General features: G+C 66.9%; 25 protein-coding genes. 10 read left to right on the forward strand and 15 right to left on the reverse strand.

Features of this window, described 5'->3' with window-relative positions; all coding sequences use genetic code 11:
• Nucleotides 1-2: 2 nt before the first annotated feature.
• The 3 genes from GPX89_RS17140 to GPX89_RS17150 form a co-directional block, all read right to left on the reverse strand.
• A complete protein-coding gene (locus GPX89_RS17140) occupies nucleotides 3-299 on the reverse strand; it encodes a WXG100 family type VII secretion target (RefSeq protein ID WP_157388555.1) in 297 nt (98 codons plus the stop codon).
• Nucleotides 296-619: a WXG100 family type VII secretion target gene (locus tag GPX89_RS17145; protein ID WP_157388556.1), complete on the reverse strand. Its 324-nt coding sequence runs from the start codon at nucleotides 617-619 to the stop codon at nucleotides 296-298. Before GPX89_RS17145 ends, GPX89_RS17140 begins: the two co-directional genes overlap by 4 nt.
• Nucleotides 620-896: 277 nt before the next feature.
• Nucleotides 897-1055, reverse strand: coding sequence for a hypothetical protein (locus GPX89_RS17150; RefSeq protein WP_157388557.1), 159 nt, complete (start codon nucleotides 1053-1055; stop codon nucleotides 897-899).
• A gap of 32 nt (nucleotides 1056-1087) precedes the next feature.
• Here GPX89_RS17150 and GPX89_RS46240 point away from each other — a divergent pair, with 32 nt between their 5' ends.
• Complete coding sequence (locus tag GPX89_RS46240) at nucleotides 1088-1369, forward strand: DUF4189 domain-containing protein (protein WP_407939421.1); 282 nt, start codon at nucleotides 1088-1090, stop codon at nucleotides 1367-1369.
• 63 nt (nucleotides 1370-1432) lie between these two features.
• Here GPX89_RS46240 and GPX89_RS17160 read toward each other — a convergent pair whose 3' ends face one another.
• From GPX89_RS17160 to GPX89_RS17175, 4 genes are all read right to left on the reverse strand, one after another.
• Entirely contained in the window at nucleotides 1433-1969 is a 537-nt protein-coding gene (locus GPX89_RS17160; RefSeq protein WP_157388559.1) for a hypothetical protein, read from the reverse strand.
• Between the two features lie 61 nt (nucleotides 1970-2030).
• The gene (locus GPX89_RS17165; RefSeq protein ID WP_157388560.1) at nucleotides 2031-2597 is read right to left on the reverse strand and encodes a hypothetical protein; all 567 of its coding nucleotides are present in this window, start codon (nucleotides 2595-2597) and stop codon (nucleotides 2031-2033) included.
• A gap of 252 nt (nucleotides 2598-2849) precedes the next feature.
• A complete protein-coding gene (locus GPX89_RS17170) occupies nucleotides 2850-3749 on the reverse strand; it encodes a hypothetical protein (RefSeq protein ID WP_157388561.1) in 900 nt (299 codons plus the stop codon).
• Between the two features lie 99 nt (nucleotides 3750-3848).
• Nucleotides 3849-4343: a hypothetical protein gene (locus GPX89_RS17175; protein ID WP_157388562.1), complete on the reverse strand. Its 495-nt coding sequence runs from the start codon at nucleotides 4341-4343 to the stop codon at nucleotides 3849-3851.
• Nucleotides 4344-4405: 62 nt separating this feature from the next.
• Between GPX89_RS17175 and GPX89_RS17180 the strand changes: the two genes are divergently transcribed.
• The 5 genes from GPX89_RS17180 to GPX89_RS17200 all read left to right on the forward strand — a co-directional run bounded on the left by GPX89_RS17180 (nucleotide 4406) and on the right by GPX89_RS17200 (nucleotide 8050).
• Nucleotides 4406-5179 (forward strand): DUF6585 family protein, encoded by a 774-nt coding sequence (locus tag GPX89_RS17180; RefSeq protein WP_157388563.1) that lies wholly within the window; start codon nucleotides 4406-4408, stop codon nucleotides 5177-5179.
• An 86-nt stretch (nucleotides 5180-5265) separates the two neighbouring features.
• Entirely contained in the window at nucleotides 5266-5706 is a 441-nt protein-coding gene (locus tag GPX89_RS17185; protein WP_157388564.1) for a DUF4189 domain-containing protein, read from the forward strand.
• 141 nt (nucleotides 5707-5847) lie between these two features.
• Complete coding sequence (locus GPX89_RS17190) at nucleotides 5848-6255, forward strand: hypothetical protein (RefSeq protein WP_157388565.1); 408 nt, start codon at nucleotides 5848-5850, stop codon at nucleotides 6253-6255.
• An 80-nt stretch (nucleotides 6256-6335) separates the two neighbouring features.
• Nucleotides 6336-6566 carry a hypothetical protein gene (locus GPX89_RS17195; protein WP_157388566.1) on the forward strand — a complete coding sequence of 77 codons (231 nt, stop codon included), beginning with the start codon at nucleotides 6336-6338 and terminating at the stop codon, nucleotides 6564-6566.
• A complete protein-coding gene (locus GPX89_RS17200; RefSeq protein ID WP_157388567.1) occupies nucleotides 6563-8050 on the forward strand; it encodes a hypothetical protein in 1488 nt (495 codons plus the stop codon). The genes GPX89_RS17195 and GPX89_RS17200 overlap by 4 nt, the downstream gene beginning before the upstream one ends.
• 3 nt (nucleotides 8051-8053) lie before the next feature.
• On the opposite strand, the gene GPX89_RS17205 is transcribed toward GPX89_RS17200, so the two are convergent.
• The gene (locus GPX89_RS17205) at nucleotides 8054-8611 is read right to left on the reverse strand and encodes a hypothetical protein (protein ID WP_157388568.1); all 558 of its coding nucleotides are present in this window, start codon (nucleotides 8609-8611) and stop codon (nucleotides 8054-8056) included.
• A 108-nt stretch (nucleotides 8612-8719) separates the two neighbouring features.
• Here GPX89_RS17205 and GPX89_RS17210 point away from each other — a divergent pair, with 108 nt between their 5' ends.
• A complete protein-coding gene (locus GPX89_RS17210; protein ID WP_157388569.1) occupies nucleotides 8720-9034 on the forward strand; it encodes a WXG100 family type VII secretion target in 315 nt (104 codons plus the stop codon).
• Nucleotides 9035-9043: 9 nt separating this feature from the next.
• A complete protein-coding gene (locus GPX89_RS17215) occupies nucleotides 9044-9562 on the forward strand; it encodes a YbaB/EbfC family nucleoid-associated protein (RefSeq protein WP_157388570.1) in 519 nt (172 codons plus the stop codon).
• A gap of 1 nt (nucleotide 9563) precedes the next feature.
• Here the strand turns inward: GPX89_RS17215 and GPX89_RS17220 are convergent, their stop codons facing one another.
• Nucleotides 9564-10232 (reverse strand): DnaJ-like cysteine-rich domain-containing protein, encoded by a 669-nt coding sequence (locus GPX89_RS17220; protein WP_157388571.1) that lies wholly within the window; start codon nucleotides 10230-10232, stop codon nucleotides 9564-9566.
• A gap of 149 nt (nucleotides 10233-10381) precedes the next feature.
• Here GPX89_RS17220 and GPX89_RS17225 point away from each other — a divergent pair, with 149 nt between their 5' ends.
• Both GPX89_RS17225 and GPX89_RS17230 read left to right on the forward strand, forming a co-directional pair.
• The gene (locus GPX89_RS17225; RefSeq protein ID WP_157388572.1) at nucleotides 10382-19297 is read left to right on the forward strand and encodes a WXG100-like domain-containing protein; all 8916 of its coding nucleotides are present in this window, start codon (nucleotides 10382-10384) and stop codon (nucleotides 19295-19297) included.
• Nucleotides 19298-19336: 39 nt separating this feature from the next.
• The gene (locus tag GPX89_RS17230; protein WP_157388573.1) at nucleotides 19337-19810 is read left to right on the forward strand and encodes a hypothetical protein; all 474 of its coding nucleotides are present in this window, start codon (nucleotides 19337-19339) and stop codon (nucleotides 19808-19810) included.
• Nucleotides 19811-19835: 25 nt separating this feature from the next.
• On the opposite strand, the gene GPX89_RS17235 is transcribed toward GPX89_RS17230, so the two are convergent.
• The 6 genes from GPX89_RS17235 to GPX89_RS17260 all read right to left on the reverse strand — a co-directional run bounded on the left by GPX89_RS17235 (nucleotide 19836) and on the right by GPX89_RS17260 (nucleotide 25052).
• Nucleotides 19836-20156, reverse strand: a complete 321-nt coding sequence (locus GPX89_RS17235) for a PE domain-containing protein (protein ID WP_157388574.1) — start codon at nucleotides 20154-20156, stop codon at nucleotides 19836-19838.
• A gap of 97 nt (nucleotides 20157-20253) precedes the next feature.
• On the reverse strand, nucleotides 20254-21507 hold the full coding sequence (locus tag GPX89_RS17240) for a hypothetical protein (protein WP_157388575.1): 1254 nt from the start codon (nucleotides 21505-21507) through the stop codon (nucleotides 20254-20256).
• 10 nt (nucleotides 21508-21517) lie between these two features.
• Nucleotides 21518-21835: a type VII secretion target gene (locus GPX89_RS17245; RefSeq protein WP_157388576.1), complete on the reverse strand. Its 318-nt coding sequence runs from the start codon at nucleotides 21833-21835 to the stop codon at nucleotides 21518-21520.
• A 179-nt stretch (nucleotides 21836-22014) separates the two neighbouring features.
• The gene (locus GPX89_RS17250; protein WP_157388577.1) at nucleotides 22015-22377 is read right to left on the reverse strand and encodes a hypothetical protein; all 363 of its coding nucleotides are present in this window, start codon (nucleotides 22375-22377) and stop codon (nucleotides 22015-22017) included.
• Complete coding sequence (locus GPX89_RS17255; protein ID WP_157388578.1) at nucleotides 22370-23164, reverse strand: ESX secretion-associated protein EspG; 795 nt, start codon at nucleotides 23162-23164, stop codon at nucleotides 22370-22372. The genes GPX89_RS17250 and GPX89_RS17255 overlap by 8 nt, the downstream gene beginning before the upstream one ends.
• Nucleotides 23165-23168: 4 nt before the next feature.
• Nucleotides 23169-25052 (reverse strand): hypothetical protein, encoded by a 1884-nt coding sequence (locus GPX89_RS17260; protein ID WP_157388579.1) that lies wholly within the window; start codon nucleotides 25050-25052, stop codon nucleotides 23169-23171.
• Nucleotides 25053-25062: the final 10 nt, after the last annotated feature.

A 25062-nucleotide genomic window follows, 5' to 3' on the forward strand; every position in this document is an offset into this window, starting at 1 on the left:
GCTCAGGCTTTGACCATTTTGACATTCGCGGTGCCCGCATCGGTGTACTCCTGATGCGCTTTACGGGCAGCGACGCTCATGTCCTTGACACCGTCGGCGAATTCCTTTGCCGCAACCGCCCATTTGTTATGGGCAGTTTGGTGCGCATCGGCAGCTTCACTTTCCCAGGAACCGGAGTGCAGGGTCGCGACTTGTTTGTCCAGATCGGTCAGGTGCGTGGTGAGGTTACTCGCCAGCCCCTCCAACTGGGTGACAATGTAGTCGAGGTGGTCGAGGTTGACGCTGAATTCTCCACTCATGACAGATTCAGATTCGTCAGTTCGGCCGCAGATCGACTATCGGTACCGCGATAAGTGTCGGCAGTGATACCCAGCGCTTGAGCCATGGCAGTGAGAGCGTCGATGATACGGTGGCCACCGTCACTGCATTCATTCCAGCCGGAAGAGAATCCATCCGCTGCCGTACCAGTCCACCCCTTACCGATGAATTCATCCACCTCGCCGGCCATCGTATTCAAAGCTTTACGTAGGCTCTCGGCGAGGTCATAGGCGTATTTGCCTACCGCCTGTACATCATCGGGAACTACCGACAGAGTCGGTCCCCCACCAGTTCCGGTCATGCTTCCGGACGCTAGCACAAGTCAGGAACCTCGGTCGGGGCCGTGGCAGCAGGTTCGCAGGGATGCGGATTCGCCGAAGTGACTGCCGATCCGACTGCAGTGCAGACCCTTTGCCAGTGCCGTGACCACGCCCGCATGATGAGATTCGTTCTGCCGCACGGAGAATCATCAGCAGACGACTGAACATCCCAATCGATCAGCGGCACGAGGCTCCCCCGTGCCGAGCTCGGACGGATGACCGCTCCCGCCAACCTTACAGTTTGCTGTGAACCGAGATCTACACTGTCGATATCCAGCCATGTTGCTCGCCGATCCGCAACCAGATGACGACGAGGGTGACGATGTATCCCAGGACGCTGGATACACCGATCCAGACCAGGGTTCTGCCGATCGGGTTCTCCTCGTCGATTTCGGGGTTGCCCTTGGACAAAGTCAACAGCGAGATGCGATAGCGGGCAGTCGCAACATCTGGGCTCGGCGGTGAATTATCCGACCCAGCAGCTCGCGGATCGGGCTGCGGTTGCCGAATGCGGTGCCGATTGCATTGTGGGGATCGAGTTCTCGAACGGTTGCGGCTCCATGGCCGAGAATCCGAGCAGTGGCTGGCGCGCCTGGGGTTCGGGCGCCAACCGCGCCGAGTCCGAGCAGAACACGTTGTACGCCCGAAGCGCACAGTCGCCGCTGCCCTCCGGCAGCTCCGGCGGCGCACCGGGACAGGGACGAATCTCGGTCACCAAATGCACTGACTGAAGCTCTCGAACGCCACCGGTTCATCCCGGTGGCGTTCGGAGCGACCGGTGTGGCTGTAGCCGACTACGGGACAGCGGCGAGGAACGCCGAGACCACGTCGGCGACCGCTCGCCTTGCCGAATCGACGGTGCCCAGGTGCGTTTGATTGTCCACCCAGAACAGGTCCGCGCCTCTGCGAACAATCGCCGAGCCGGATCCGGAATCGCTCTCTTCCTGGTAAGCGACGCACGCCTCGTCCGCAATACCCGAGGTGTGTTGAAAGGACCCGCCGATCGCCGAATTGTCGCAGGATTCAGCGAAGGCGTGGGAGGCACGGCCGGAAGGCGAGTGCCAGCCGACTCGGCTGTAGCGCAGCAGACGTACGTGCAGGGAGCCGTACGCATCAGGATCGGCCTGGCGGTTGTTGGGAGTGCGGTGGTCGCAGGCCGCGTCCGGGCCGGTGGAATAGATCGTCTGGGTTTGAGGCACGCCGTAGGGGACCAATCGCTCGAACAGGGCTTGGCCTAGCGCTGCGCACAAGTCGGCCGGGGCCGCGGCCGGCGGGTCGGCGGCGTCGATCGTGTCCAGTAGTTTCGGGAGAAATGCTGAGGCCGCGATCATTACGACGACGATGGCTACAGCTGGCAGACATCTCAGTCGGCGGCGCGATACAGACGGCACTTCACGGTCGCCGAGATGCTGTGTTGTTCGCACGTTCCCAGGCCTTGACCGCTTGTGCGGCTTGCCATTCTTCTTCGTTGAGGTAGCGCTGGAAGGTCACCAGGACGAAGCCGATTGCTTGGCCCACCACGAACAGACCGCCGAGAGCGAGCAGGCCGCCTGCTGGTCCGACGCCGCCCGACGCAGCGGTTCCCAAACCCATTCCCGCGCCGCCTGCGCGGGATTTCTTGGCGCGTGAGGTCTTCGGAAACCCGAATGGTTTATCTTGCGCACGGTCTTCCGGCGCCCGTTTGAGGGTGCGGTATGCCGAGTAACAACTCCACGCAATCGCCAGGGCGCCGAGAGCGAGAAGAACGCTCCGTATCGGCCAGGAGCTCGCGGCGGAGAAGATGACCACGATCGCGAGGGCGACCAGGATGAGGATCAGCGCGAGGCCGACGATGGCGATTGCGGACATGTACGCGCGCAGACGCCAGTATCGGAAATCGCGGTCGTACCAGGATGTTCCGAAATAGCGGAGGTGCGGGATCGGGGGGCCCGAAACGGGTTGCGGCGTGGGGCGCGTCATCAGAAGAGGCTCGTGACGCTGTGCCATACGCTTACCGCTGCGTTTCCGATCGTTTTGCCCGCACCCACGGCATTGTCTCCGATCTGCTTGACCCCGCTGGAAAACATGTGACCGGTGCCATCTAGGACACCCACCACAACTCCATTGTTGTGGACGTCTTCGGACCAATGTTCGTGGACACCCGCGCACACAATGTCTCCGACACCCCAGACGACCAGACCCGCAGCAGCTCCCACCGCGGCTACCGGTACTTCAACCGGCAACGCGGCCGCGCCGACGACGACACCGGCTCCGGCGAGCAGGCCGAGAGCCTCGGCTACCGCCGTCGGCCACCACAGCTGTCGTGGGTGACCAACCTTTCTGCGTGTCGTCGACGGATTGGAAGGCGGTGATCACACTGGCGGCGGCGATGTCCACGACCGGGATTTCTTTGAGGAACTTCAGCCCCTTGGGCAGGGCATCGATACTCGGCGCAACCTTCGCGAGGTCGCCGATATTGGCGTTGAGGATCTCTATGAACGGCTTCTCCCCCTTGCCGGCTTCAACGTCGGCCAGTTGGCTCTCGACGCTCTTCAGGTCGTTGTAGGCCTCTGAGTGGTTGATACGGGCGGGGTCGTCCTTGGGAATCTTGAGTCCCTTGTCCGCATAGGCCGCCTTGGCGTCCTTGAGTTCCTTGCGCGCATCGCGGAACTCGTTGCGGAGGTTCTTGATTTCGCCGGGGAGCTTCGCGGCGAGCTCCTTGTTCTTCGCGTTCGGGATGACGCAGAGGCCTTTGAGATAGTCGGCCATCGTAGTCGCCTGGTCCCAGTGCGGCTCGTTCCCGTCGTCGCTGGGTGCCAAGCTGGTGGCGATGCCTTCCAGCGTGGCGGCGGCCGCGAGCCGCAGGCCGTCGACGGTTTGCATTGCCTCGGCGTAGACCTGGTTGTAGTCCTGTTCGGCGGCCAAAGCGTCCTTGGCCGCCTGCGTATCCGGGTCGCCGGTGATCACCAATTGCATTGGTGTACCGGTCTTCTGGTCGATCTGCGCGCCCTTGCGCGTGTCCTGGTCGGCGATATTGGACAGGTCGGCCTCAACCTTGGCGAGTTTGTCACCCAGGTCCTGGATGGTCTGGCCGAATTTGTCGCCGACTCCCTTGATGAAGCCCACACGCATCGACGCGAGGTTCCAACCTTTGCGAGAACGGTCCGACCGGTCTCACAGTTTACTGTGAGCCGATTCCTGCCCCGATCACTCGGCTGGTCATGACCGTTGTCAGCTGGTGAATCCTGTTGTTATCCAGCCATGTTGCTCGCCGATCCGCAACCACATTACGACGAGCATGACGGTGTAGCCCAAGACGCTGAATACGCCCACCCAGACCAGGGCTTTGCCTATCAGGTTCTCCTCGTCGATCTCGGGGTTGCCCTTCACCAAAGTCAACAGCGGAATCTGGTAGCCGCTGTTGTCACCGCCGTCGGGAATGGTGAGAGCGGCGAGCACGATGAAGAGGTCTGCCAGCTGGAGTTGTGAATGCTGGTCAGGGGTGGAGAGATACGCGGCAAGCAGGAGTGGGGCGCAGACCGCGAAGATCGGTATGCCTAGGGTCCACAGAGAGAGCACGATCAGCCAGCCAGGGGCGAGAAAACGGACCAGCACGACGCCGAAGACCAGGGGCCACTGCCACGAAACGATTGTCATCTGCGCTTCCACCCCCGGCATGATGAAGACGATCTTAGCTACCCGAGCGGCATCGGGGTCGGGGCGCAACTAGGCTGCTGGGCGATCGTGATGGACGCTCGACCACAGGGGGAATCTTGGATCAGTCGACTGTGCAAATCGATGACGTGCAGCGGATTTCGGAGGCTGCCGCCCGGGCGGGGTTGGGTCGGCACGTGAAAACATATGAGGCAGTGCGGACGAACTGGCGAGCGATCGGGAAACTGGGGATCGCGTTCGTCGTTCTGGTCGCGGTGACCGTGCTCGGGTATGCGGTACAGGTTGAAATATTGGAGGCGGCAGTCTATTTCGCGCTGATCACCGGGTTGGCAGCGCTGTTCTCGACCGTTCGCGGACTCTACACTGGGCAGCAGAATTCCGGTAAATGGTTGGAACTCTTCGAGCACGGGCTGATCTTCAAGTCCAAGGAACGATTGCGCGTGGTTCGGTACGACTCGACCAGCGTGATCCAGGACCTGGTCGACCATCGCAGGAATGGGGTCACCACTCGGGTGACGCACGCCTACCAGATCCGTGATCTCGACGGTCAGGCTTTGCGCCTGCGCGAAGGAATCATCAACGCACAGGAGTGGGGGCCACGGATCCAGGAGGGTGTCGCCGCCCACCAAATGCCAACCGCGCTGGCAACGTTGGGATCGGGAAGTCCGGTGGAGTTCGGTTCGATCACGCTGAGCCCAACTGGCGTAAGCGGTTACGGCACCCTGGTGCGCTGGACCGAAATCACCGATGTCGATGTCGCCGAGGGCAGACTGCGAATCAAGACCGCGGCCAAGCGTCCGCCGATCGTGAGCCCTATCAGCTCGCTGACCAACTTCAATCTGCTGTACGCCCTCATCGAGCGAGGCCGCGGTAGCGGACAACGTTGATCGGCGGGTTGGACAATGTGGACTTCCCTTGTACAAGATCATGATGACTTCTTCGTCGGAAGAAGGTCTCGCAAGGGGAGGTTCTGTTGAAGTTTGCTCTGATCAAGGCTGCGGTGGTTGCTGTGGCGTCTGCTGGGCTCGTCACCTCGTTCGCGGCTGCGGCCAATGCCGAACGCGGGCCGGATGGTTCGCTCTATGGAGCGCTGGCGACCGGGCCGACGGGCAGTCGGAATGTGTGGGGGTCGGCGGTCAATTATCCGACTCAGGAGCTTGCGGATCGGGCTGCCGTTGCCGAGTGCGGGGCCGATTGCATTGTGGGGATCGAATTCTCGAATGGGTGCGGGTCGATGGCCGAGAATCCGGCCAGCGGTTGGCGGGCGTGGGGTAATGGCGCCAACGTCGCGGATTCCGAGCAGAATGCGTTGAATGCCTTGGCGGCGCGGAGTTCGCAGTCGTTCCTGCCTTCGGGTAGCTCGGGCGGGGCGCCGGGGCAAGGAAGGATCGTCGTCACCAAGTGCACCGGCTAGGTCGACTCCTTCAGATCTTCGTCGGACCTGGGCCGTTGGAAGGTCGTTAGAAGTTAAAGAGTCTCGATTTCTACCGTGACAGCGTTCGCGGCCGGAGGGCCGGATCGGAGCTACGGGAGGGATCGGGAGATGACGAGTCGGATGGTGGTGCGCGGTGCGGCGCTGATCGGTGGGATCGGGGTGGCCGCTTCGGCGGTCGTGTTCGGGATGGGCAGCCCGCAGGCGAGCGCGGGGCCGGCGGCACGCGATTCCCAGGTGATCGATTGCACGGGCCGCGCGCCGGCGGTCAGGCCGGACAAGTTGGAACCCGGATGCTCGGCGTCGCATCAGTATCTGACCGATATCGGGTGGCGCGCTTGGGGGTCGGATGTGGCGGTCGGCGAGGGCATGTACCACGCGAACAAATGCGAACCTGCTTGTGCCGCTGGAAACTTCGAGACCATGCATGCCTGGGTCGTGCTGTCGGATCCGACCTCATCGGGGATGTTCACGAAGGTGACGGTCAGCGACGACAAGGGGCAGTGGACAACCTCTATGCCGGTGAGATGAGTCCCGCGCGTCCCTCGACGTGACGTGAGGTCGTGCGTCCAGTTATGGTCGGCAGCGGTCTTACGAGGGGAGGGGTGGCGATGGCGTTGCTTGTGTACTACCGACAGGTGCGCAACGAGCCGGAAGAGGCGGAGTACTGGTTCGGGACCAGTCGGGAAGAGATGAGCCGGACCTTGGTCATCGACAAGGTGCGGCGGACGGCTCGGACCGATGGGGACGAGAACATGCTGTTCTGGGAGGCGGCGGGGCATATTTTGCTTCGGGAAGGGCGTGAGAAGGTATGGCCTACACACGGAATGAAGGCGTCATGAAGACGCCGACGGTTGGGCGGGTCACCGGGTTCCTGTTGATTGCGGCGGCGGCGTTGACCCTCGCGGTGTTCAAGCTGCCGGTGTTGACCGCCGGTGACGGTTCGTTCGATGTGTATGCCTGGAAGAGCATGACGAGCGGGCGGGGCATGACATCGTCCGACTTCTACTCGGCTGCGCCCTACGTGCTCATGTTGGTCGTCGCGGGGGTGGCCGGGACGCTGCTCGCAGTCGGGCTCGGGGCTCGGCGCGGTGTGCTGTTCTGGGTGGGGGCGCTCGCGGCCGGAATGGTGCTGCAAATCGCATCAGGTGATGTGGTCGGCGCTGTACAGAGTTTCGGGAGTGACATCTCGCCGGGGTCCGGTTTCTGGATTGTCACGGTGGTGATGCTGCTTGCCATCGCGGCCTTGGTAACCGGGATGCGCGATGCCGTGGTCGCCAAAGGCGGTGCCGCCCCGGGCAACTCTGGGGCAGCGAGCGGTGGGGTGGCAGACCGGGTAGCGGCGGTGTTCTTGGTTGTCGCGGTGGCCGTAGACTTCGGGGGATCATTCGTGCCGCTGATAGCCGGCGACCACTCGAGTTTCGTCACCATATGGGAGACGGGACGGGATGGGTCCATTCCATGGCCCGCCGTGCAATTCGCGCTGGGATCGATCGCCGTGATCGGCGTAGCTGTCGCCTTGCTGGCGGGTATCGGCCTGCGGTCCTCGGCCGTGAGTGCGGCCAGCGGGGCCGCTGCCTCGTTCATGGCCGCGGGCGGGATCGTCGAAGTGAGTTCCGTACTGTCCGTGATGGGACCCAACTTCTGGGAATACGCGGGGACCGGGTTGTGGCTGGCGGTGCTCACACTGCTGTTGTCCTTCGCAGCGACGGTGGCGGGGCTGGTGGCGCAGTTGGCGCGGCCGCGAATGCCAGTCCAGCCAGGGGCAGGTTATGCACCGGGATTCACACAGCCGGGCCCGAATCCCTTTGTGCCTGGACAGTCGATGGCGCCCGCGCCGAACCCGTTCGCTCCCGTGACTCCGGTGCCGAATCCATTCGCGTCCGCAGCGGCCTCACCGAATCCATTCGCGGCGGCTGCTCCGCAGGCGGCTGAGGTCGAGGCGACCGTCAAGATCTCGCCGCCGCCGCGGATGGCGAAGGTTTATGAAGGCAAGGATGGTGAGGGGCGGCCGATGGTGAATCGGCAGGCGCTGGAGGGGAATACGCGGACCGCGGTGTTGGCGTATTTGGAGAGTGCGCCGATTGTGCTGGCGGCGCGGAGTTTCGAGCAGGACGAGTTCGCGCCCGGGGACAAGGATGTGCCGCTGACGTTCCGGACGGACGGGGTGTGGGTGTGGGCGGGGGCTGTGGCGCATTATCTGCACAAGCATGGGCTGCCGCCCGAGCCGGAACTGGTGGCGCATATCGCGAGTCGCGGGTTCCGGGTCGGGGAGGTCGGTAAGGATGCTCAGGACGCGGCGATTCGAGTGATCACCGGCGGGTGATCGCTAGCGGCGGGCGGCCAGGGCGGCGATGTAGGTGTCGTGCAGGGCCTCGAGGCGGGGGCGGGTGAAGCGGCCGGGTTCGGTCTCGTAGGCGGCTCGGCCCTTCGGGGAGGTGAAGGCGGAGGCGGGGATTCGGTCGCCGGCCGGGGGGAGGAATTTGAGGGTTTCCTCGACGGCGGCCACCGCCGTGGCGAGGGTGTGGCGGGCGGTGCGGGCGGCGCGCTCGTCGAGGGGCTCGTCGACCGCGGGGACCTGGCGGATGCAGACATCCGAGTACCAGAGCCAGACGCCGGGGTCGAGGAGTTCTGAGGGGTTGTCCAAGCCGAAGCGGACCGAGTCCGCGGGTGGGGGCAGGATGTCGGCGGGGAGGCGGAATTCGTATACGCGCTCGGTGCCGCACGTCGGGCAGTCGCCGGTGTAGCGGCTGGCCAGGTCGCCGTCGATGCTCACCACCGCGCTGCGGAACTGGCAGCGGGTTTCGCCGCAGGTGGGGCACGGTTGGAGGGTGAGGTAGAGGCGAGCCTCGGCATTGGTTCTGGCCAGCGGGAGGGTGTCGGGCATGGGGGCTCCTTCGGCCGGACGGACGGTGTGGGATCGATCTTGCCAGGCGGGGCGCGGCCCGTCTCGTTCACGTTGTGTTCACTGATCGGTTGTGGGACAGTCGATCTTATGGCCGGGAGAGTTCAGGTACATCCGGAGGCGGTGCGCGCCGCCGCGAAATTCGCCGGAGATATTCAGACACGATTGCAGTCGATGGCCGATAATGCCCGGACGGCGGTCTCGCCGGGAGCCGCGGGGTGGGGCGACGACGATTTCGGCAGCAACTTCGCCGACGGGGCGAAGGGTTTCTCCACCAGCAGCGAGACCATGGCCACCGGCACCGAGAACCTCGCGAAGTCCTTCGAGAAACTGCACTCGGGGCTGACCGACTCCGCCGACAAGCTCCAGAACACCGAACACGGCAATACCGAGACCTTCGCGTAGGCGGGCGAAATGACGGGGCAGAACGGGGAAGTCGCGAAGGCCGCCATCCTCGAGGAATTCACCTCGCAGATGCGGGATATCGCCGAAGCGTCGCGTAAGCGCACCCAGCTGGTCGCCAGCGCCACGGCGGCGGGCGGGCGGGTGCAGGTCACGGTCAACGCCGACGGGGTGGTGATCGCGACGCGGTTCTCCTCCGATATCGACGAGCTGACCTTCGACGAGATCGCCAAAGCGGTCACGACGGCAGCCCAGAACGCCGCGACCGAGGTGTCGAAGCAGGGGCGAGAACTGTTGCAGCCCTTGCGGGATCGGCGCGCGCGCATGCCGAGGCTGTCGGAATTGATCGAAGGGATGCCGGATCTCGAGACCAAGGCGCCGCTGGTCGAGCCCGCCTCGCTGGCGCCCCCGAAGTCGAGGGAACGGCTGTCCCAGCTCCGCGAGCCCGCGCCCGAATACGGCAATGCCGTCGGCTACGAGGCGTGGTCCGAGGGGCAGGAGAATCGGGGAGCCACCGACTCCGGTTGGTGAATCAGTCCGAGTCGGCGCGCAATTCGGGGTAGTAGGCCCGCTGGAACGTCGACAGCCCGGAGACGGCCAGCTCGCCTCCGCCCCGGCAGATCGGGCAGAACCCGGCGCCATTGCATTCCGGACAGAGGCGGCCGTTGGCCAACCGGCCTCGGCCGAGGCATTCGGGACAGGCGCCCAGGCCGTCGCATTCGTAGCAGAGGACATAGCCGGGAGTCAGGGTTCCGGGAGTCCGCACCGGCTCCGGCCGCCGGGTCTCCTCCTGGCCGCGCAGGGCGAGTTCGGGGGTCCGACCGCTGAACATGACCGACGAAGTATGGTCGCCCACACGGACTTCGATGCTGTTGCCGTCACGACGGCCGGTGATCAGCACGGCCGGCCGCGCGCCGCTCGTGTCCTCGGTCTCCCCCACGTCCCAGCCCGCGGCGGTGAGCATGGCGCTCGCGCGCCGGGCGAGTTCGGCGGCCGGGACGGTCGCGGGACGCTGACCGCGGATCAGGCCCGAATAGTGGTAGCGCGGCGGCTCGGCCCAGTCGGCGACCGTCGGCGCGTCGAGAAACAGCAGGCCGAGATCGGTGTCGGGAGTCAGATCGGTGATGAGCTCGACCATTTGCGCCCGCAGGGCCGCGCCCAGTCGGTCCAGCTCCTCGCGTGCAGCCGAGATGTCGCCCATGCGGCCTCCTTCCCGCCGGACCCTATCACCGCCGGACGGACGCGGACCCGTCACCGGCAACTCATTCGGCGTTCGTGTTGAGTTCACCTGCTCCCCTGTGGCACAGTCGGTCTCGCCAAGATCGGATCCGACCGGGCGTGAGGTGACCTGTGGCGCTGGAGTTCCCATCATGGCTCGAGTGGCTGAGCTGGTTGGTGGGCTCCGAATGGCCGCACGGCAACGAAGACACCATGTGGCAGATGGGCCGCGACCTGGAATCGGTTGCGGGACAGTCCGACCAGCTGCTCACCGACCTCGACCACCTCATCGGATCGATCGGCGACGCCTACCCGGACGGTACCGGCGGTGAGGAGATCCTCAAGTGGCTGACGCCACTGCGCGACGGCGACGGCTCCGGGCACGGCTCGATCAAGGAATTCGGCGACAACTACCGCCAGCTGTCCACGGCCGCCGACGGATTCGGCGACCAGCTGCAAGGCGCCAAGCTCAACTTCTACATCGCGGGCGGGTGGTTGCTGGGTGAACTCGCCTGGGCCGCGGCCACCGGGCCGTTCGCGCCGGAGTCCGAGACCGCGGTCTTCGTGACGGCGCGCATCGCGTTCCGCAAGCTCGGCCAGCTGTTCGCGGACCGGATCGCGGAGCTGGTCGAAAGCAAGATCACCAACAAGCTGCTGCAGGAGGTCATGACCAAGCTGATCTACGAGATCGGCAAGGGGGCGGTGATCTCCACCGTCCAGGCCACCACCCAGGAATTGCTCGTGGAGTCCATCCAGAATCTGGACGGGCACGGGCACGGCTTCGACCTGGGCGCTCTCGGTAAGAACGCACTGGTCGCCGGACTGTCCGGCGGCGCGGGTGGCGCGCTCGGCCTCGGCGCGCACCACTTCCTGCCCAGCGAGACCGGCGGCGCGCGAGGCGTGTTCAACGGCATGCTCACCGGCGCGGCCGCGGGCGCGGGCGGCGCGGGCGCGGGCTGGCTGGCCAATGGACTCGTCAACGGCGACTGGTCGTTCGATCCGCGCTCCGTCACCGGCGGCATGTTCGCGGGCGCGGGACCCGGCGGAATGCACGGCTACAACGGCGAATCCCCGCACGCCGGACGCCCCATGGGCAGCGACGGCAGCGCGCACGTCCCCGGCGAAACCGGCACCAGGACGGACGCCCCCGACCACACGGGCAGCGCACCGGACAGCCGCGCCGCGGGCGTCGACACCAACGGCAACGGCCACGACGGCACCGGAGACTCTCGAACCGCACAGCAAGGCGGCCCGGGCGACTCCACCGCGAACGGACAGCACCCCGCGACCTCCGACGGCCAACGCGGCGCGACACCCGAAGGGCAACAGAGCGCGAGCCCCGACGGCCAACACGGCGCGACCCCGGACGGCCAACACGGCGCGACCCCGGACGGCCAACACGGCGCGACCCCGGACGGCCAACACGGCGCGACCCCGGACGGCCAACACGGCGCGACACCCGACGGACACGGCACGACTCCGGACGCGCAGCGCGACGCAGGTGTCGATGGACAGCACGGGACCAGCGATCCGAGCGTCTCTGGGCAGCACGGGAATACGGGCGAGTCGACCGGCGGCCAGGGCGGCGACAACCCGCAGGGCCAGCAGCCCGGCGGACCCGCCGTGCATCCGGCCAGCGCCGGGGCCGCGACCGCCGACGCGCCCGCCGGTCAGACCCACGACCAGCCCACAGACCATGGCGGCGACTCGTCCCGGTCCGACCAGGGCGGCTCGTTCACCTCCGACAGCCGTCGTGAACCGACCGACCCGAGCGCGCAGGACGCCACCAGCGGCGGCGATTCGGCATCACACCGTCCGGACACCCAGACGGCCGCCGCGGACTCACCCGCACCGGACTCCACACGGGCCGACGGGAGCGGCACCCCCGAACATCGCGCCGGAGACGGTACCGGTGCGCTGGACTCGACCGGCCGCACACACGACACCGGAGTGGATTCGCGCGCACCGGAATCCGCACCGGCCCACGCCTCGGATCCGGTCCGGGACGGGAATTCCACGTCGACGGCCTTCTCCAACGACGCCAACACCCGCCCGGTCAGCGAGCCCGGCAAGAGCGCGGACGCCAGCTCATCGAACAACGCCCCCGCCAACGAGACTCGCGCACCAGCGACGGATCCTGCCAAGGCGACCGCGACTCCCCGCGATCTGCCACGCACCTCGGCGGACGGCAGCACCCCCAAGCCCGCCGACGGCGGCTCCCCCCGGACTCCGGACACCCGCGCCGGAGTCGATCGCGCCACCCGACCGGACGCACCCGTGCAGGCCAACCGCACCGGTGTCGAACCGACCTCGCGCCTCACCGAATCGAATACCGCCGACCACGAACAGCGCTCGGCCGCACCGGACGATTTCTTGAACCTCGCCGGCGACGCACCGCACTCGTCGGCCGATCGCCTCGGCGCGGAGCAGGATCCGACGGGCAGTTCCCGCGATCGCACAGAGCCGGCGGACGAACACGCCGGTGCACCACGCGCATCCGCCGATCACACCGGTACCGATGGTCGATCCTCCGGCGAGCGGGACGACCTGGTCGGCGAGCGCAACGGTCGGCGCAGTGGTCGCGGCGATCTGCCCGGCGAGGGCAGCGGTGCTCACGGCGGACTGCCCGGCGACCACGTCCGGTCGGCCGATGATCGGGCGGGCGCACCCGGCGAGCAGCCGGACGGGGCGACCATCATCCCGTTCCCCGTCGACGCACCACAGCACGGCGACCGGCTGCCCCGAGTCGCCGAAATGCCCCGGACCGATGTCGCCGCGGCCGGGCCGGTGGGCGATTTCCACGGAAACGCCCGCGTCGGGGACGATCTCACGCTCCAGTCCGTGCACGGTCAGATCGACGACAATCTGCGGCTCATCACCCCCGAGGGGGTGGCCTGGAATCCGGACAAGGGGCACTTCGTCCTCTCGGACGGCCGCATCGTGCGCATCGAGGTCGGCGAGACCTCGGACCGGCATGTGGCCGAGTTCGTCCCCAGCGCGGACGGTTACGACGTGCGGGTCTCGAAGCGGGCCCGCGACGAGGACGTCGTCCGGGCGCTCGCCCACGAACTGGCCGAGATCCGGCTCTCGCAGGACGACGACATCCTGGTCGATCCCCACGACCAGCGACCCAGCCGGATGTCCACGGAGCTGGGTGGCCGATTCGCCGAACTGCGCACGCTCACCACGGATCTCGATCGCGCCGCCCTGGACCCGGCCAGGACTCCCGAGCTGCCCAGGCTGAAGCACGACTTGCGCGATCTGATGGATCACCTCGGTTTCGACGATTCGGCACACAAACCGATCGTGGAACGGCTACTGGCCGAGCATGATCCGGCCCTCGCACACCGACTGCTCGAGCGCCCGGGAGTATTCGACGAGCGGCCCGCCTTCAACCGGGACCTCACCGAGGACGACTTCCAGCACGCCGCCGAGCATCATCTCGACCGTATGCGCGAAGCGATGGACGGCGAGCACGTCGAGGATCTGCTGCGGGCCGAAGCGCAGGGCATGAACGGCCGTATGCGCGAAGAGCTTTCACGTCGCGTGTTCGAGCCGATCTTCGAGAAGGCGGCCAAGGAGGCCCGCGGGCAGGTGCCCGGGGTGGTGTCGGCATGCGATCCGATCAGTGCGGCCATCAACCATCCGACCCTGCGCGGCCCGGAACAGGCCGCGGCCATCCACCGGGCCATCGACGACTTCCACGACGGCATGTCGCAGGCCTCGCGCGACGCCCTCGGCGAGGATCGCTTCGCCCGGATGCACGCCGCGGCGGACGGATTCGCGACCGCGCCCGACCGCGTCACCGGCATCATCGACCACGCGACCGGGGTCATGCACATCGGTGGCGAGCAGACCACGCTGGCAGACTTCCTGCACGGCATCGACCGCGCCAACCGCGGTGCGACCGAGAACCACCTCACCGTCGAATACGCCGTCATCCTGCACGACGCGGCAGATGGCCTGTCCACCGTCGAGGTGCTGTCACGGCCGCAGCCCCAGCATCGACTTCCCTTGGAACAGTTCCGGTTCGGTGACCACAACGAGCCCATCGAGCATCAGCCCCGGCCCGCGCTCCCGGCGGCCGCGGCGGGTGGCCACACCATCGATGTCGGCGTCGGCCGTGGCGCGTTCGGCGTCGAGATGACCCCGGCGGCCGATCGCGCCGGTGGCGGGCTGGTCATCAAGACCGAGCTGGCCGACGTGGCGATCGGTGCACAGCGACGCCGCGATCTGGGCATTCTCGACGCCGGGCCGCTCATGGAGCCGGGCACCGTCATGGTGTACGGCGACATGCTCGGCAACGGCCACCTGCTCGGCGGGGACATCGCCCGCGTCTTCATCAACAATGTCAGCGCCAAGCTGCCCGATTCCGCGTATCACCCCATCGCCGAGCATCTTTCGAAGATTCTCGCGCCCGGCGGACGGGTCGAGATCCAGTGGGACATGAAGCCTGACAAGGTCGACGGGGAGCCGGGCAGCCGCCATCACATCCTCGGCACCAAGCTGTGGGAGGCGCTGGAAGCGCCGTACCCGGACGGCGGAAATCCGTTCAAGCTGGTGGAGCACACCGAGTTCCCGCATCCGGGAAACCGTGACTACTACTACACCATCGATGCCGGGTCCAGTAACAAGCTGCCACACGAGCGGATGGCCGGTTTCTCGCCGCCGCAGCCCGAGCATCGCTGGATCATCTCCTACGATCCGGAATCGGCTGGGACACATCTCCATCCGGAATCCGAGACGTCCTCTCTCCCCCACGACGCGGGCGACCACGGGCACGCGAGCCCGGTCGGCGACTTCCACGGCGATGCCCGGCCCGAAGGTACGCCCAAACTGCAGGAGAAGTACGTCCTCGATCAGATCAAGGACAATCTGGGGCTCATCACCCCCGAGGGCGTCGCCTGGAACCGCGACAAGCACTACTTCCTGCTCCCCGACGACGGGGGCCCGGTGCACGTCACCATCGGTGAGACCAGCGACGGCAATGTGGCCGAATTCCGCGCTCGGTCCGATGGTCCCGGATACGACGTGGTGCTCTCCGAACGTGCCCGTGACGAGGATGTGGTGCGCGCACTCGGACACGAACTGGCTGAGATCCGGCTCTCCCAGTACCCCGACATCCTCGTCGACCCGACCGACGATCGTCCCTCTACGATGACCACCCATCTGGGCGGCCGCTTCGCCGAAATGCGAATCCTGGAAGCACACATCGACCGCGCCGTCACGGATCCGGCGCACGCGCACGAACTTCCGCGACTGCGCCAGGATCTGCACGACCTGGCCGATCACCTCGGCATGCACGATCCCACGCATGCCGAGACCGTGCGACACCTGCTCAGCGAACACGATCAGCAACTCGCCCGACGCTTCGAGCTCGAAGAACAGGGATTGCACGAACACCGGCCCGCCTTCGATCCGCACCTGACCGAGTCCGGTTTCGAGCATGCCGGGGCCGAGCATCTGAATCAGTTGGAGCACTTGCTGTCCGGTGATCACGCCGCCGACGTGGTGCGGACCGAGCGGCTGGCGCTCGACGGCCGCATGCGAGAGGAACTGGCCCGCCGGGTCTTCGACCCGCTGTTCGATCCCAGCACCAAGGCCGCCCGCAAGACCGTCGATATCGAGTACCTGCTGGACGCGCTCGACCCGCTCAACACGGCGATCAACGACCCGAACCTGAGCGGTACCGACCGCGCCCAGGCGATGAAGATGGCCATCGCCCAATTCCGCGACGATATGCCCGAGAAGTTCCACGAGGCCCTGCCACCGCAGGTCTTCGATGAGATGTACCGGGCCGCGGACACTTCCGCACCCGGCATGGATCGGATCAACGCCGTCATGGACCACGCGACGGGTCTGCTGGTGGTCAACGGTGAAGCCACGAACCTCGGCGACTTCCTGCGCCAGGTGGACAGCGCCAACCGCGGCGCGGGCGAACACGGTCTCAATGTCGAGTACACGGTGGCCGTGCACGACGCCGTGGACGGGAGATCCACCGTCGAGGTGCTCCCCCGGCCCCGGCCGCAGCATCGACTGCCGGTGGAGCAGAACGTATTCGGCGAGGAGAACACCCGCATCCGGCACAAGCGGCTGCCCGCCACCGGCGTCGAGGGCCACACCATCGACATCGGTGTGGGTCGCAGCGCGTTCGCCGTCGAGATGACGCCGGCCGCGGACCGCTCCGGCCGTGGGCTGATCATCAAGACCGAACTCGACTCCATGTTCCCGATCAAGGGCCAGCGCCGACGCGATCTCGGCATCCTGGATCCCGGACCGCTGACCGAGCCCGGCACGGTCATGGTCTTCGGCGACCTGCTCACCCAGGGCAATATCCTGACCGCGGCGCCGACCGGCGAGGTGGCGCGGATCTTCATCAACAATGTCAGCGCCAAGCTGCCCGACCACGTCTATCGCGACATCGCCGCGCGACTGCCCGAAACCCTCGCTCCGGGCGGGCGGGTCGAGGTGCAGTGGGACATGAAGCCGGAGAAGACGACCGGTGTGCCCGGCGACCGCAACCATATCCTCGGCACCAAGCTGTGGGAGGCCATCGAATGGCACTACCGCGACGGGGAGAACCCGTTCACGCACGAGTACGAGGAATTCCCGTCCCCCGGCAATGACAACTACGACTACACCATCGACGCCGGGGCCAGTAACAAGCTGAACACCGCGCTGATGGCGACCTACAACCCGCCACTGCCCGAGCACCGCACGGTGATCACCTACGACCCGCACGGCGAGCACGGGGCGGGGTCGAACCATGAAGGTGCTGAACACGGCACCGCCAGCCCGGTCGGTGAATTCCGCGGTGACGCAAGGCCCGAGGGCATGGACCCGTTGACGCGGGACGACGTGGTCGACAAGGTCGAGCACAACCTGCGCCTCATCGAGCCCGAGGATGTCGCGTGGAACCCCGACACGCGCCGATTCGAATTCGAGCACGACGGGCGCACTCTCGACATCACCGTGGACGTCGGGCCGACCACCGGCAATGCGGTGGCCGAATTCACCGCGCGCAGAGACGAATCCGGCCACCTCACCGGATACGACGTCCAGGTGTCACCGCACGCGCGGGACGAGGATGTGGTCCGCGCGGTCGCCCACGAGGTGGCCGAGATCCGGCTGGCCCACGACGAGAACGTGGTCATCGACGCCGTCGACGATCGGCCCACGCGTATGACCTCGCATCTGGGTGGTCGCTTCGCCGAATTCCGCGTCCTGGTCGATCAGATCGGCGAGGGAGTCGCGGCGCGGGTCAAGCCTCATCTGTTGGAACCGCTGCGCCGCGATCTGCGCGATCTGATGTATCACCTGGGGCTGCACGATCCCGAGCACGCACCGACCGTGGAACGGCTACTGGCCCAGCACGATCCGGACCTGGCGCGCTTGATCGATCAGTCGCGCATACCGGATCCGGGCATCCTGCGGCCGGGACCCGTGGATCACGAGGCCACGCCGACCCCGCACGATCTCGGCCGCATCCGGCAGTTGCGGGAGCTGGCCGACCTGGTGCCCGACGGCGCACCGGAGACCCGGCGCGAAGCGCTGGCCCTGGTGGAGCAACTCGGATTGCGTGAGGGCACACCGGGAGCGGCCGAGCGACGCGCGATCGTCGCCGAGCATCTGACCGAGCACGCACGTGCCCGGGTCGACGATCTGCTCGCCGACGTGGGGCGCCGCGACTCCGAACTGTCCGTCCCCGACCGGGAACACGTCGAGACGGTCCGGCTCGAGCGTCGGGCCGCGGACGCGCTCGACTTCCTGTCCATCCCGACCCACGGGGCCGTGCACCGGGTCCACATCGCCTACCGGGAAGAGATGGAGGTCCACCTCGCGCGTATGCAGGAACCGATCGGCGTGACCTCCGGGCCCGGGAATCTACGGCCCGTGGACATCCACCGGGTCGAGGACATACGCACCGGGGAACGGTGGTTCCGGTGGCCGCCCGGCACGCACGAATATCCCGACCACACACCGGTACCCGACGTCAGGCTACCCACCGATCCGGATCACCGGCTGCCGGTCGATCCGGGGCAGTTGCACGAGGAGTGGCGGGGGTTGTCCTCCGACGAGAAGGACGCCTGGTACCGCGCGGATCCGTTCATCGGAAACCGCGATGGCATACCGCATGCCGACCGGGACCACTACAACCGGCAGACCCTCGAGACGCTGCGGGAACAGACGGAGCGGGCGCTGGCCGAGGAACAGCCGGAAACCCCCGAGTGGAAGCGGATCAAGGATCGCCTCGGCATCATTCAGGACATGAAGAGCTATCTCGACCGGCCGACCGAGGAGGGCAAGCCCGCCGTCCATCTGTCGTATCTCGACGAGAAGCTCCAGTACATCTATGCCCTGGGCGATCCGGACACCGCCCGGAACGTGGCCGTCGAGGTGGCCGGTGCGTTCCGGCGGCGCAGCGGCGTCGGCTACGCGCTCGAGACGCTGGAGCAGGTCTGGCAGGCGGCCAAGGCGATCGATCCGAACGCGGCGACATCGGTGATTCTGTTCGGCGCATACAACAACCCGAATTCACTGGTCCAGGGCATGCACTCCGAGCACGGCGAGAGCGGTGCGCCGAAGCTGCGGGAGTTCCACGACGGGCTGCGGGCCACTCACCAGGGCCCGCCCGCGAATACCACCACCATCGCGCACTCCTACGGTGGCGTCACCGCCGGGCACGCGGCCGGGCACGGCGGCGAATTGAATACCGATGCACTGGTTTTCGTCGGCGCCATCGGCACCGGCGTCGACAATGTCGGGCAGTTGCGGCTGACCGGCGTCGATCCGGCCGATATCGGCGACCATGTCTTCGCGACCATGGCAGAGTACGACTCGCTGGAGCTGATGCCGCCCACCCACGGACCCAAGCCGTCCGACCCGGCGTACGGCGCTAGGGTTTACGAGTCCGCCACCCACCCCAGCCGGACCCGACTGGGCTGGAATCCGGACGACCATGTGGGCAAGAACTACTTCAGCGACAAGCACGACTCGTACCGGATCCTGGGAACGATCCTGACCGGCAATGCGCACCGGCTGCGCTGACAAATCGACGCTGAACACATCGAACGAGAAGAGGACGGAATGCCGACGGCGACCACGCGGGCGGCCGCCCGCGCGCAATTGCTTCGGCACTTCGAGGCGACGCTGCGGGTGCTGCCCGTCGAACTGGCACTGACACTGCGCCATCCGGACCTGCCGACCGCGCCGTTCCACAGCGGCGTCGACATGTCCTGGGACGACAGCGATCCCGACAACCCGCTGAAGTTCCTGAACATCCGCTACTGGATGCTCGGCACCACCCCGGAGACCTCGGACCGGTCCTTCGATCTCGTGCTGCGGGCCTGGAGCGAACAGGGATGGTCGATCGACTACAACCCGGAGGCATTCCCGCGCGGCGGGTACGCGCACACACCCGACGGGTACGACTTCGCCCTCACCCAGAGCGTGAACGGCTACCTCAGCCTGGCCGGGTCGACCCCACCCTTCGAACCCGACTCGGAGACCGACGATCCGATGCCCGCCCGCATCGAAAACCCATCCGTGCCCCCGCGCTAGCGGCGACGAGGGACGGCGTTCGGGCTCAGAGGAGGTTGGTGAAGTCCACTGCGCTGGCGGTCTCGACGCGGCCGAAGGCGCTCGCCTGATCACGGACCACCGCGGCCAGTTTGCGCAGTTCATCCACGCCGAGCCCGCTCTGGTCGACGAAGGACGCGCCGACCGCGGTGAGCGTGTCAGCGGCGGCCAGCGAGACCTTGTCGGAGCCGGCGGCGGGCACCGCGAGAGTCTGGGCGTCCGCGCTCACCGCGGCCTCCAGACGATCCGCCATGGCCTCCAGGCCGGCGGCGGCGGCCAGCACCGTGTCCGCGTCGAAACGCACACCGCCCAAGTTGAATTCGCTCATCGTCCCTCCCTTTCCGGGCGAATCTTACCGTGTCACCACGACATACGACGACCCGGTTTCCACCCGGTCGTCGTCGATCACCGCGCCTGCCGGCCGATCACTGTGCCGGGCGCGGGCCGTTGGTGCCGAACGCGCCGACCACCGGAACGCCGGTGTAGCCCAGCTCGCCCACGACCTCGTCGCCGTGTTCGGCGGTGACCATGTTCGTGCGCACCTCTTCGTCGGCGTCACCGGCCTGCGCGGCCGCGCCGCCCATGGCCCCCATCGGCGGGACCATGCCGCCACCCACCCCGCCCGCACCGGTGCCCGGCATCGACGCGGGCACAGGGACCGGTGTGGTGGTCGCGCTCATGGCGCGAGGGGTGGCCTGGCTGAGCGGGGCCGGGGTCTTGGCCCCGCCACCCAGCGTGCCGAGTCCGCCCATCGGCGCGAGGCCGCCACCGAGCGCACCCGAATTCAGCGGTGTGGCAGCCGGTTCGGTGGTCGGCGTCGGTTCCACATCCGTGGCCTGGCTGATCGACTGCAACTGCTGCAGCTGCTGCGCCCCGGTGCTCGCGGCGCTGCTCAGCGGCGAGATCAGACCCAACAGCTGCGACACCTGCGACATTGCGTCCACGCCCTTCGGCGCATTGGTGACCTTCACCTTTTCTCCGGCGGTGGTCATATTGGCGCTGTGCACCGCCATCTCGGTGCGCGTCTTCGCCACCGTCGCGGTCGCCTCCGCACCGGTCTCGGTGGCCAGCGACAACAGGAATGCCTGACCGGGCGGGGTGGCGATGAACGGCGCGGCCAGCGTGACACCGGTGACGAACTTGGTGATGATCGCCGACATCGTGGCCGCGCCGGTGGCCACCGAGGTCGCCGCACCGGCCATGACCGTCTTCTGGTGCACGTTCTGAGCTCCGAGCTCGGCCGCGTTGCCCTGGGCCTCGACACCCTTCTCACCCGCGCCGGTCGCGCCGGAACCCTGCCACTGGTTCGAATTGGCCAGCGACATGACCGACTGGGCGATCGACATGATCTGCTGCAGCGCGCTCGAGACGCCCGAGAGCACCTGCGAGGCGTCCACGCCCTGGAGCTGTCCGGTACCGAAGGATGAGGCCAGGTCGGTGAGCGGCTTGGTGAGCGCGGTCAGATCCAGGGTGGGTAGCGGCGGCATGTCCGGCAGTGGGGGCATGGCGGGCAACTGCGGCAGCGCGGGCAGGCCCAGCGTCTGCAATACATCGCCGACCGGACTGTCCAGCAGGGGCGCGAAGTTGGTGTCGCGCAGGACATCCGCCACCGACTGGCCGCTCGCCGCCGGCGGAGTGCCTTGGACGGCCCCGCTCGAGCCCTCGAGGGGCGTACTCACCGGTCCCGCCTCACAGGTCCCGCGAGAGCGACAGGAAATCGACGCCGGAGTCCGCGTCCGTGGCCTCGTAGTCCGCCGCCGCCTCGTAGGCGGTGACGGCGGTGCCCGCGTGCACGGCGGCCAGCTCGGCCACCGAGGACAGGTGATTGCCCTGCGCGCCCGCGTAACTCAGCAGGAAGTCCTGACCGATCAGGCCGAAGACCGGGACCAGCCCGGCGACCGTCGCGGCCTGGTCGACGGCAGCGGCACCGGCGATGGTCCCCGCCATGGCGGCGGACGCGTCCCCGTAAGCGCGAATCGCGTCCGGTGTGGCAACGAGGTTGCTCATGAGACTCCCATCAGGAAGATCATTTCGAATTGAACTATACAGAGCGGATATTCAGCAGGCATAGCGAAGAGTTCACGAACTCACCAACCAGCCGGTGAACGTAGGGTATTCCCCAGGTTATCGATGACGTGGCGGATCGGTTGCCGCACTGTATATTTCAGCGCCCATACGCCATCGGCTCAAATCGGGCGCAACCAGCTGTCGGGTTCGGTCTCGTACTCCTGTTCGTCGACATACTCTTGACGCGTCACATCCTCGGCGGTCGGCAGACCCGTCAGCGCCAACAACTCCGGGGCGAGACCCGCGGCCTTCAATTGGGCTCGCCGCTCGATCCCGGCGCGGGCCGCCGACTGGCGGCACAGGCGCAGGATCTCCGCGGCCAGCAGCTGCGGATCCTCGCGGAGCCGGTCACGTTCCACCGAGATCGCCCGGGGCAGGCCCTGTTCCGTGGTCGTCACCACGATCGAGCCGGTTCGCGAGGACAGCGTGAACTCGGACGGGAAATCCGCGGACTGTGCCGGCACGCCGCTCTCCTCACTCATCTGCCATCACCTGCATCACCTCGGCGATATGGGCGTCCAGCGTCGTCACCAAGCGGCGGCGGTCGGCGGCGGCCGCGACCGGGGGATGGTCGCCGGTAACCACGTAGCGGCCGTCCTCCTCGAGGTCGCGCCACTCCAGACGGTAACGGGCGATGCCGCGCGGCCCGAAACGCGAACGGCCCTGCACCACATCGATGGCGCCCATGCTCGGTGCGGGGGCCGCCAGGAAGTCGGCGGCGCGGGTGACCACCGTGCCCTCCAGGGTCTCGTGCGCGGGCGACATCCCGAAGTCGTAGTCGGTGTCGGCGGTGTCCTCGGTTTCGGCAAGCACCATATCGCCGCCCTGCGCGCCCGGGAAGTCCCGGCCCGCCGGGGTGTCCGGCAACGCCGCCACCACCCGCTCGGCCAGCTCTTCGGCATAGAACTCCGAGAGCGTGAAACCGCTGCCGTGCCGGTAGGTTTCGCCCGGGTGCTGCACCAGCAGGTACCCGGCGTCGCCCGAACGGACACCCAGCATGCGTATGCGGGCGGACGCGGCGAGCCGGTCCCGACCGTCCCAGCCGTCCACCTCGACCCGCAGCTCCGGCATGAGCACCGCCCGCAGCACCTCCGCGTAATCGTCCTCACGGGCCCGCAGGCCCTCGCGAGTACGGGCCATGTTCCGCTGATGGTCGTTCCACCACTCGGTGCGACTGGCGAAGGTCAGCGGGTACGGCAGGAAGTCCTCACCCAGATCCTGCCACAGCGACAGCAACTCGAGATCGGTGAATTTCCAGGTCCGAAGCACTAATTCAGCCCTCCACCACGGGCTTCGCCACGATCGGCGCCTGGCCCATGGCCTCGTCCAGGTGCTCGTTGGAATCCAGGAAGTCCGGGCGCTTGTGATCCTTGCCGCCGGCGCCGTGCGCGCCGCCGCCGTGACCCATGCCGCCCATGCCGCCACCGCCCATGCCGCCGGAGGTGGCGGGACCGGCCGCGACACCCGCGCGGGCGATGCCGGTGCTGGTCCCCTCCAACGCATCCGCGATCGCGGCGCGCGGGAACAGCTGGGCCTTGGCCGGTTCCACCGGCTTGAGCGCCGGGGAACCGCCGGGGCCGCCGCCACCGGGGGAACCGCCCAGCGGCTTCTTGAGGTCGTCGAGCAGGTTGGTCAGCGGGGAATCCTTGAGCTGATCCTTCAGGTCCTGCGCCGTCTTCTTCTGCTCGGTGCTCTGCGAACCGGTGAGCGAGCTCAGCGCGCTCTGCAGCCCCGAGAGCGCGGACTGACCCGAACTCGAACCGGACGAATTCGAATTCGTGCCACTGGGATTCGAGCCGTCCGGCGAGGTGCCGGTCGGGTTCTTGCCGTCCGGGTTCTTGCCGGTCGGGTCGGTCTTGCCGCCGGGATCCTTGCCGCCGGTATCCTTGCCGTCCTTGCCATTGTGATCCTTGGCGTCCTTGCCGCCCGGGTCCTTGTGGTCCTTGTTCTTCGGATCGTCCTTGGCCGGATGGTCGCCCTTGGGATCGGTCTTGCCACCCGGGTGCTTGGCGCTCGGGTCACCGACGCCGCCACCACCGCCACCGCCACCGCTCGGCGAGACGCGGCCGTGCGGGCCGCCGTACTTCGTTCCAGGTCCGGTTCCGGTGTAATCGTCGCGCGGGGACCCGGAGTTGTCCGTCTTCGGCGGATCGGTCGGATCCACCAGAATCGGAACCGTGGTGGAGGAGTTGGCGATCCCCGGGATGTACCACGCGGTGAAGGCGGCGGTGCCGGTCCTGATGATGTACGCCTCGGTCGAGGTCCCCGCGTAATCGTTCGACCACATCGTCGGCATGCCCGCCTTGGTCTGGTTCAGCCAGGTGGCGGTGTAGAGGAGGTTCTCGGCGACGGCGAACAGGTCGGTGGAGAACTGTCTGGCCTGGGCCTCGGTCACCTGACACGCCGTGATCGCGCCCTTGATGCCCTCGCCCGTCCAATGGCCGTCGGACTCCAGCCGTTTGACACAACCCGACAGGGTCTCGAACGAGTTGCCGATCACCTGCGCGATCCATTTCCACAGAGCGCTGCGGTTGGCGATCGGAGTCGGGTTGATGCCCTGACCTACGTCGTAGAACCACTTGCCGTCGTGGTGGCTCGGATCCTCGGAGCCGATCGCGTCGGTGTAGCGACCCGACTTCTCCTGCGCGACCTTCGCCATATCGCCCATGCCGTTGGCGTCCGAGGGCGTCGGAGTCCCCGAGTCCCATCCCGTCCCGCTGTCCAGCTGCGTCGTACCGTCCAACGGGATTCCGTCCCAGTGCATGTCGATGTTCGCCTGGTTCTGGATGACGGCGAAATCCGACTTCGACTGATCGTCGGTCTGCCGATAGGACTTGCCCGCGGCGACGAAGGTGTCGCCCATGGTGTTCAGGATGGTGATGTAGTCGTCGATGATCTTGCCGACCCGGCCGCCCTCCTTGGCGAACCGATCCTCGAGATTCAGCGCCGACTGCAGAACACCGTTATCGCTGAAACCCGAATACTGATCCAACAGATAGGTATAGCCCTTGGCCGCGTTGAGCGCGCTGATGGCCTCGGCGGCGAACTTGGCGCCGGCTTCGGCCGAGCCCGGATCGAGCTGCAACCGGTCGCTTTTCAGGTGCGCGTTGTGCAGGGGCCCGAGCCAAGGGTTGTATACGTCGCCACCGTCACCCATGTACCGCTCC

Origin of the sequence: Nocardia terrae (assembly GCF_009760405.1) — a bacterium.
GTDB classification, from domain to species: Bacteria; Actinomycetota; Actinomycetes; order Mycobacteriales; family Mycobacteriaceae; genus Nocardia; species Nocardia terrae.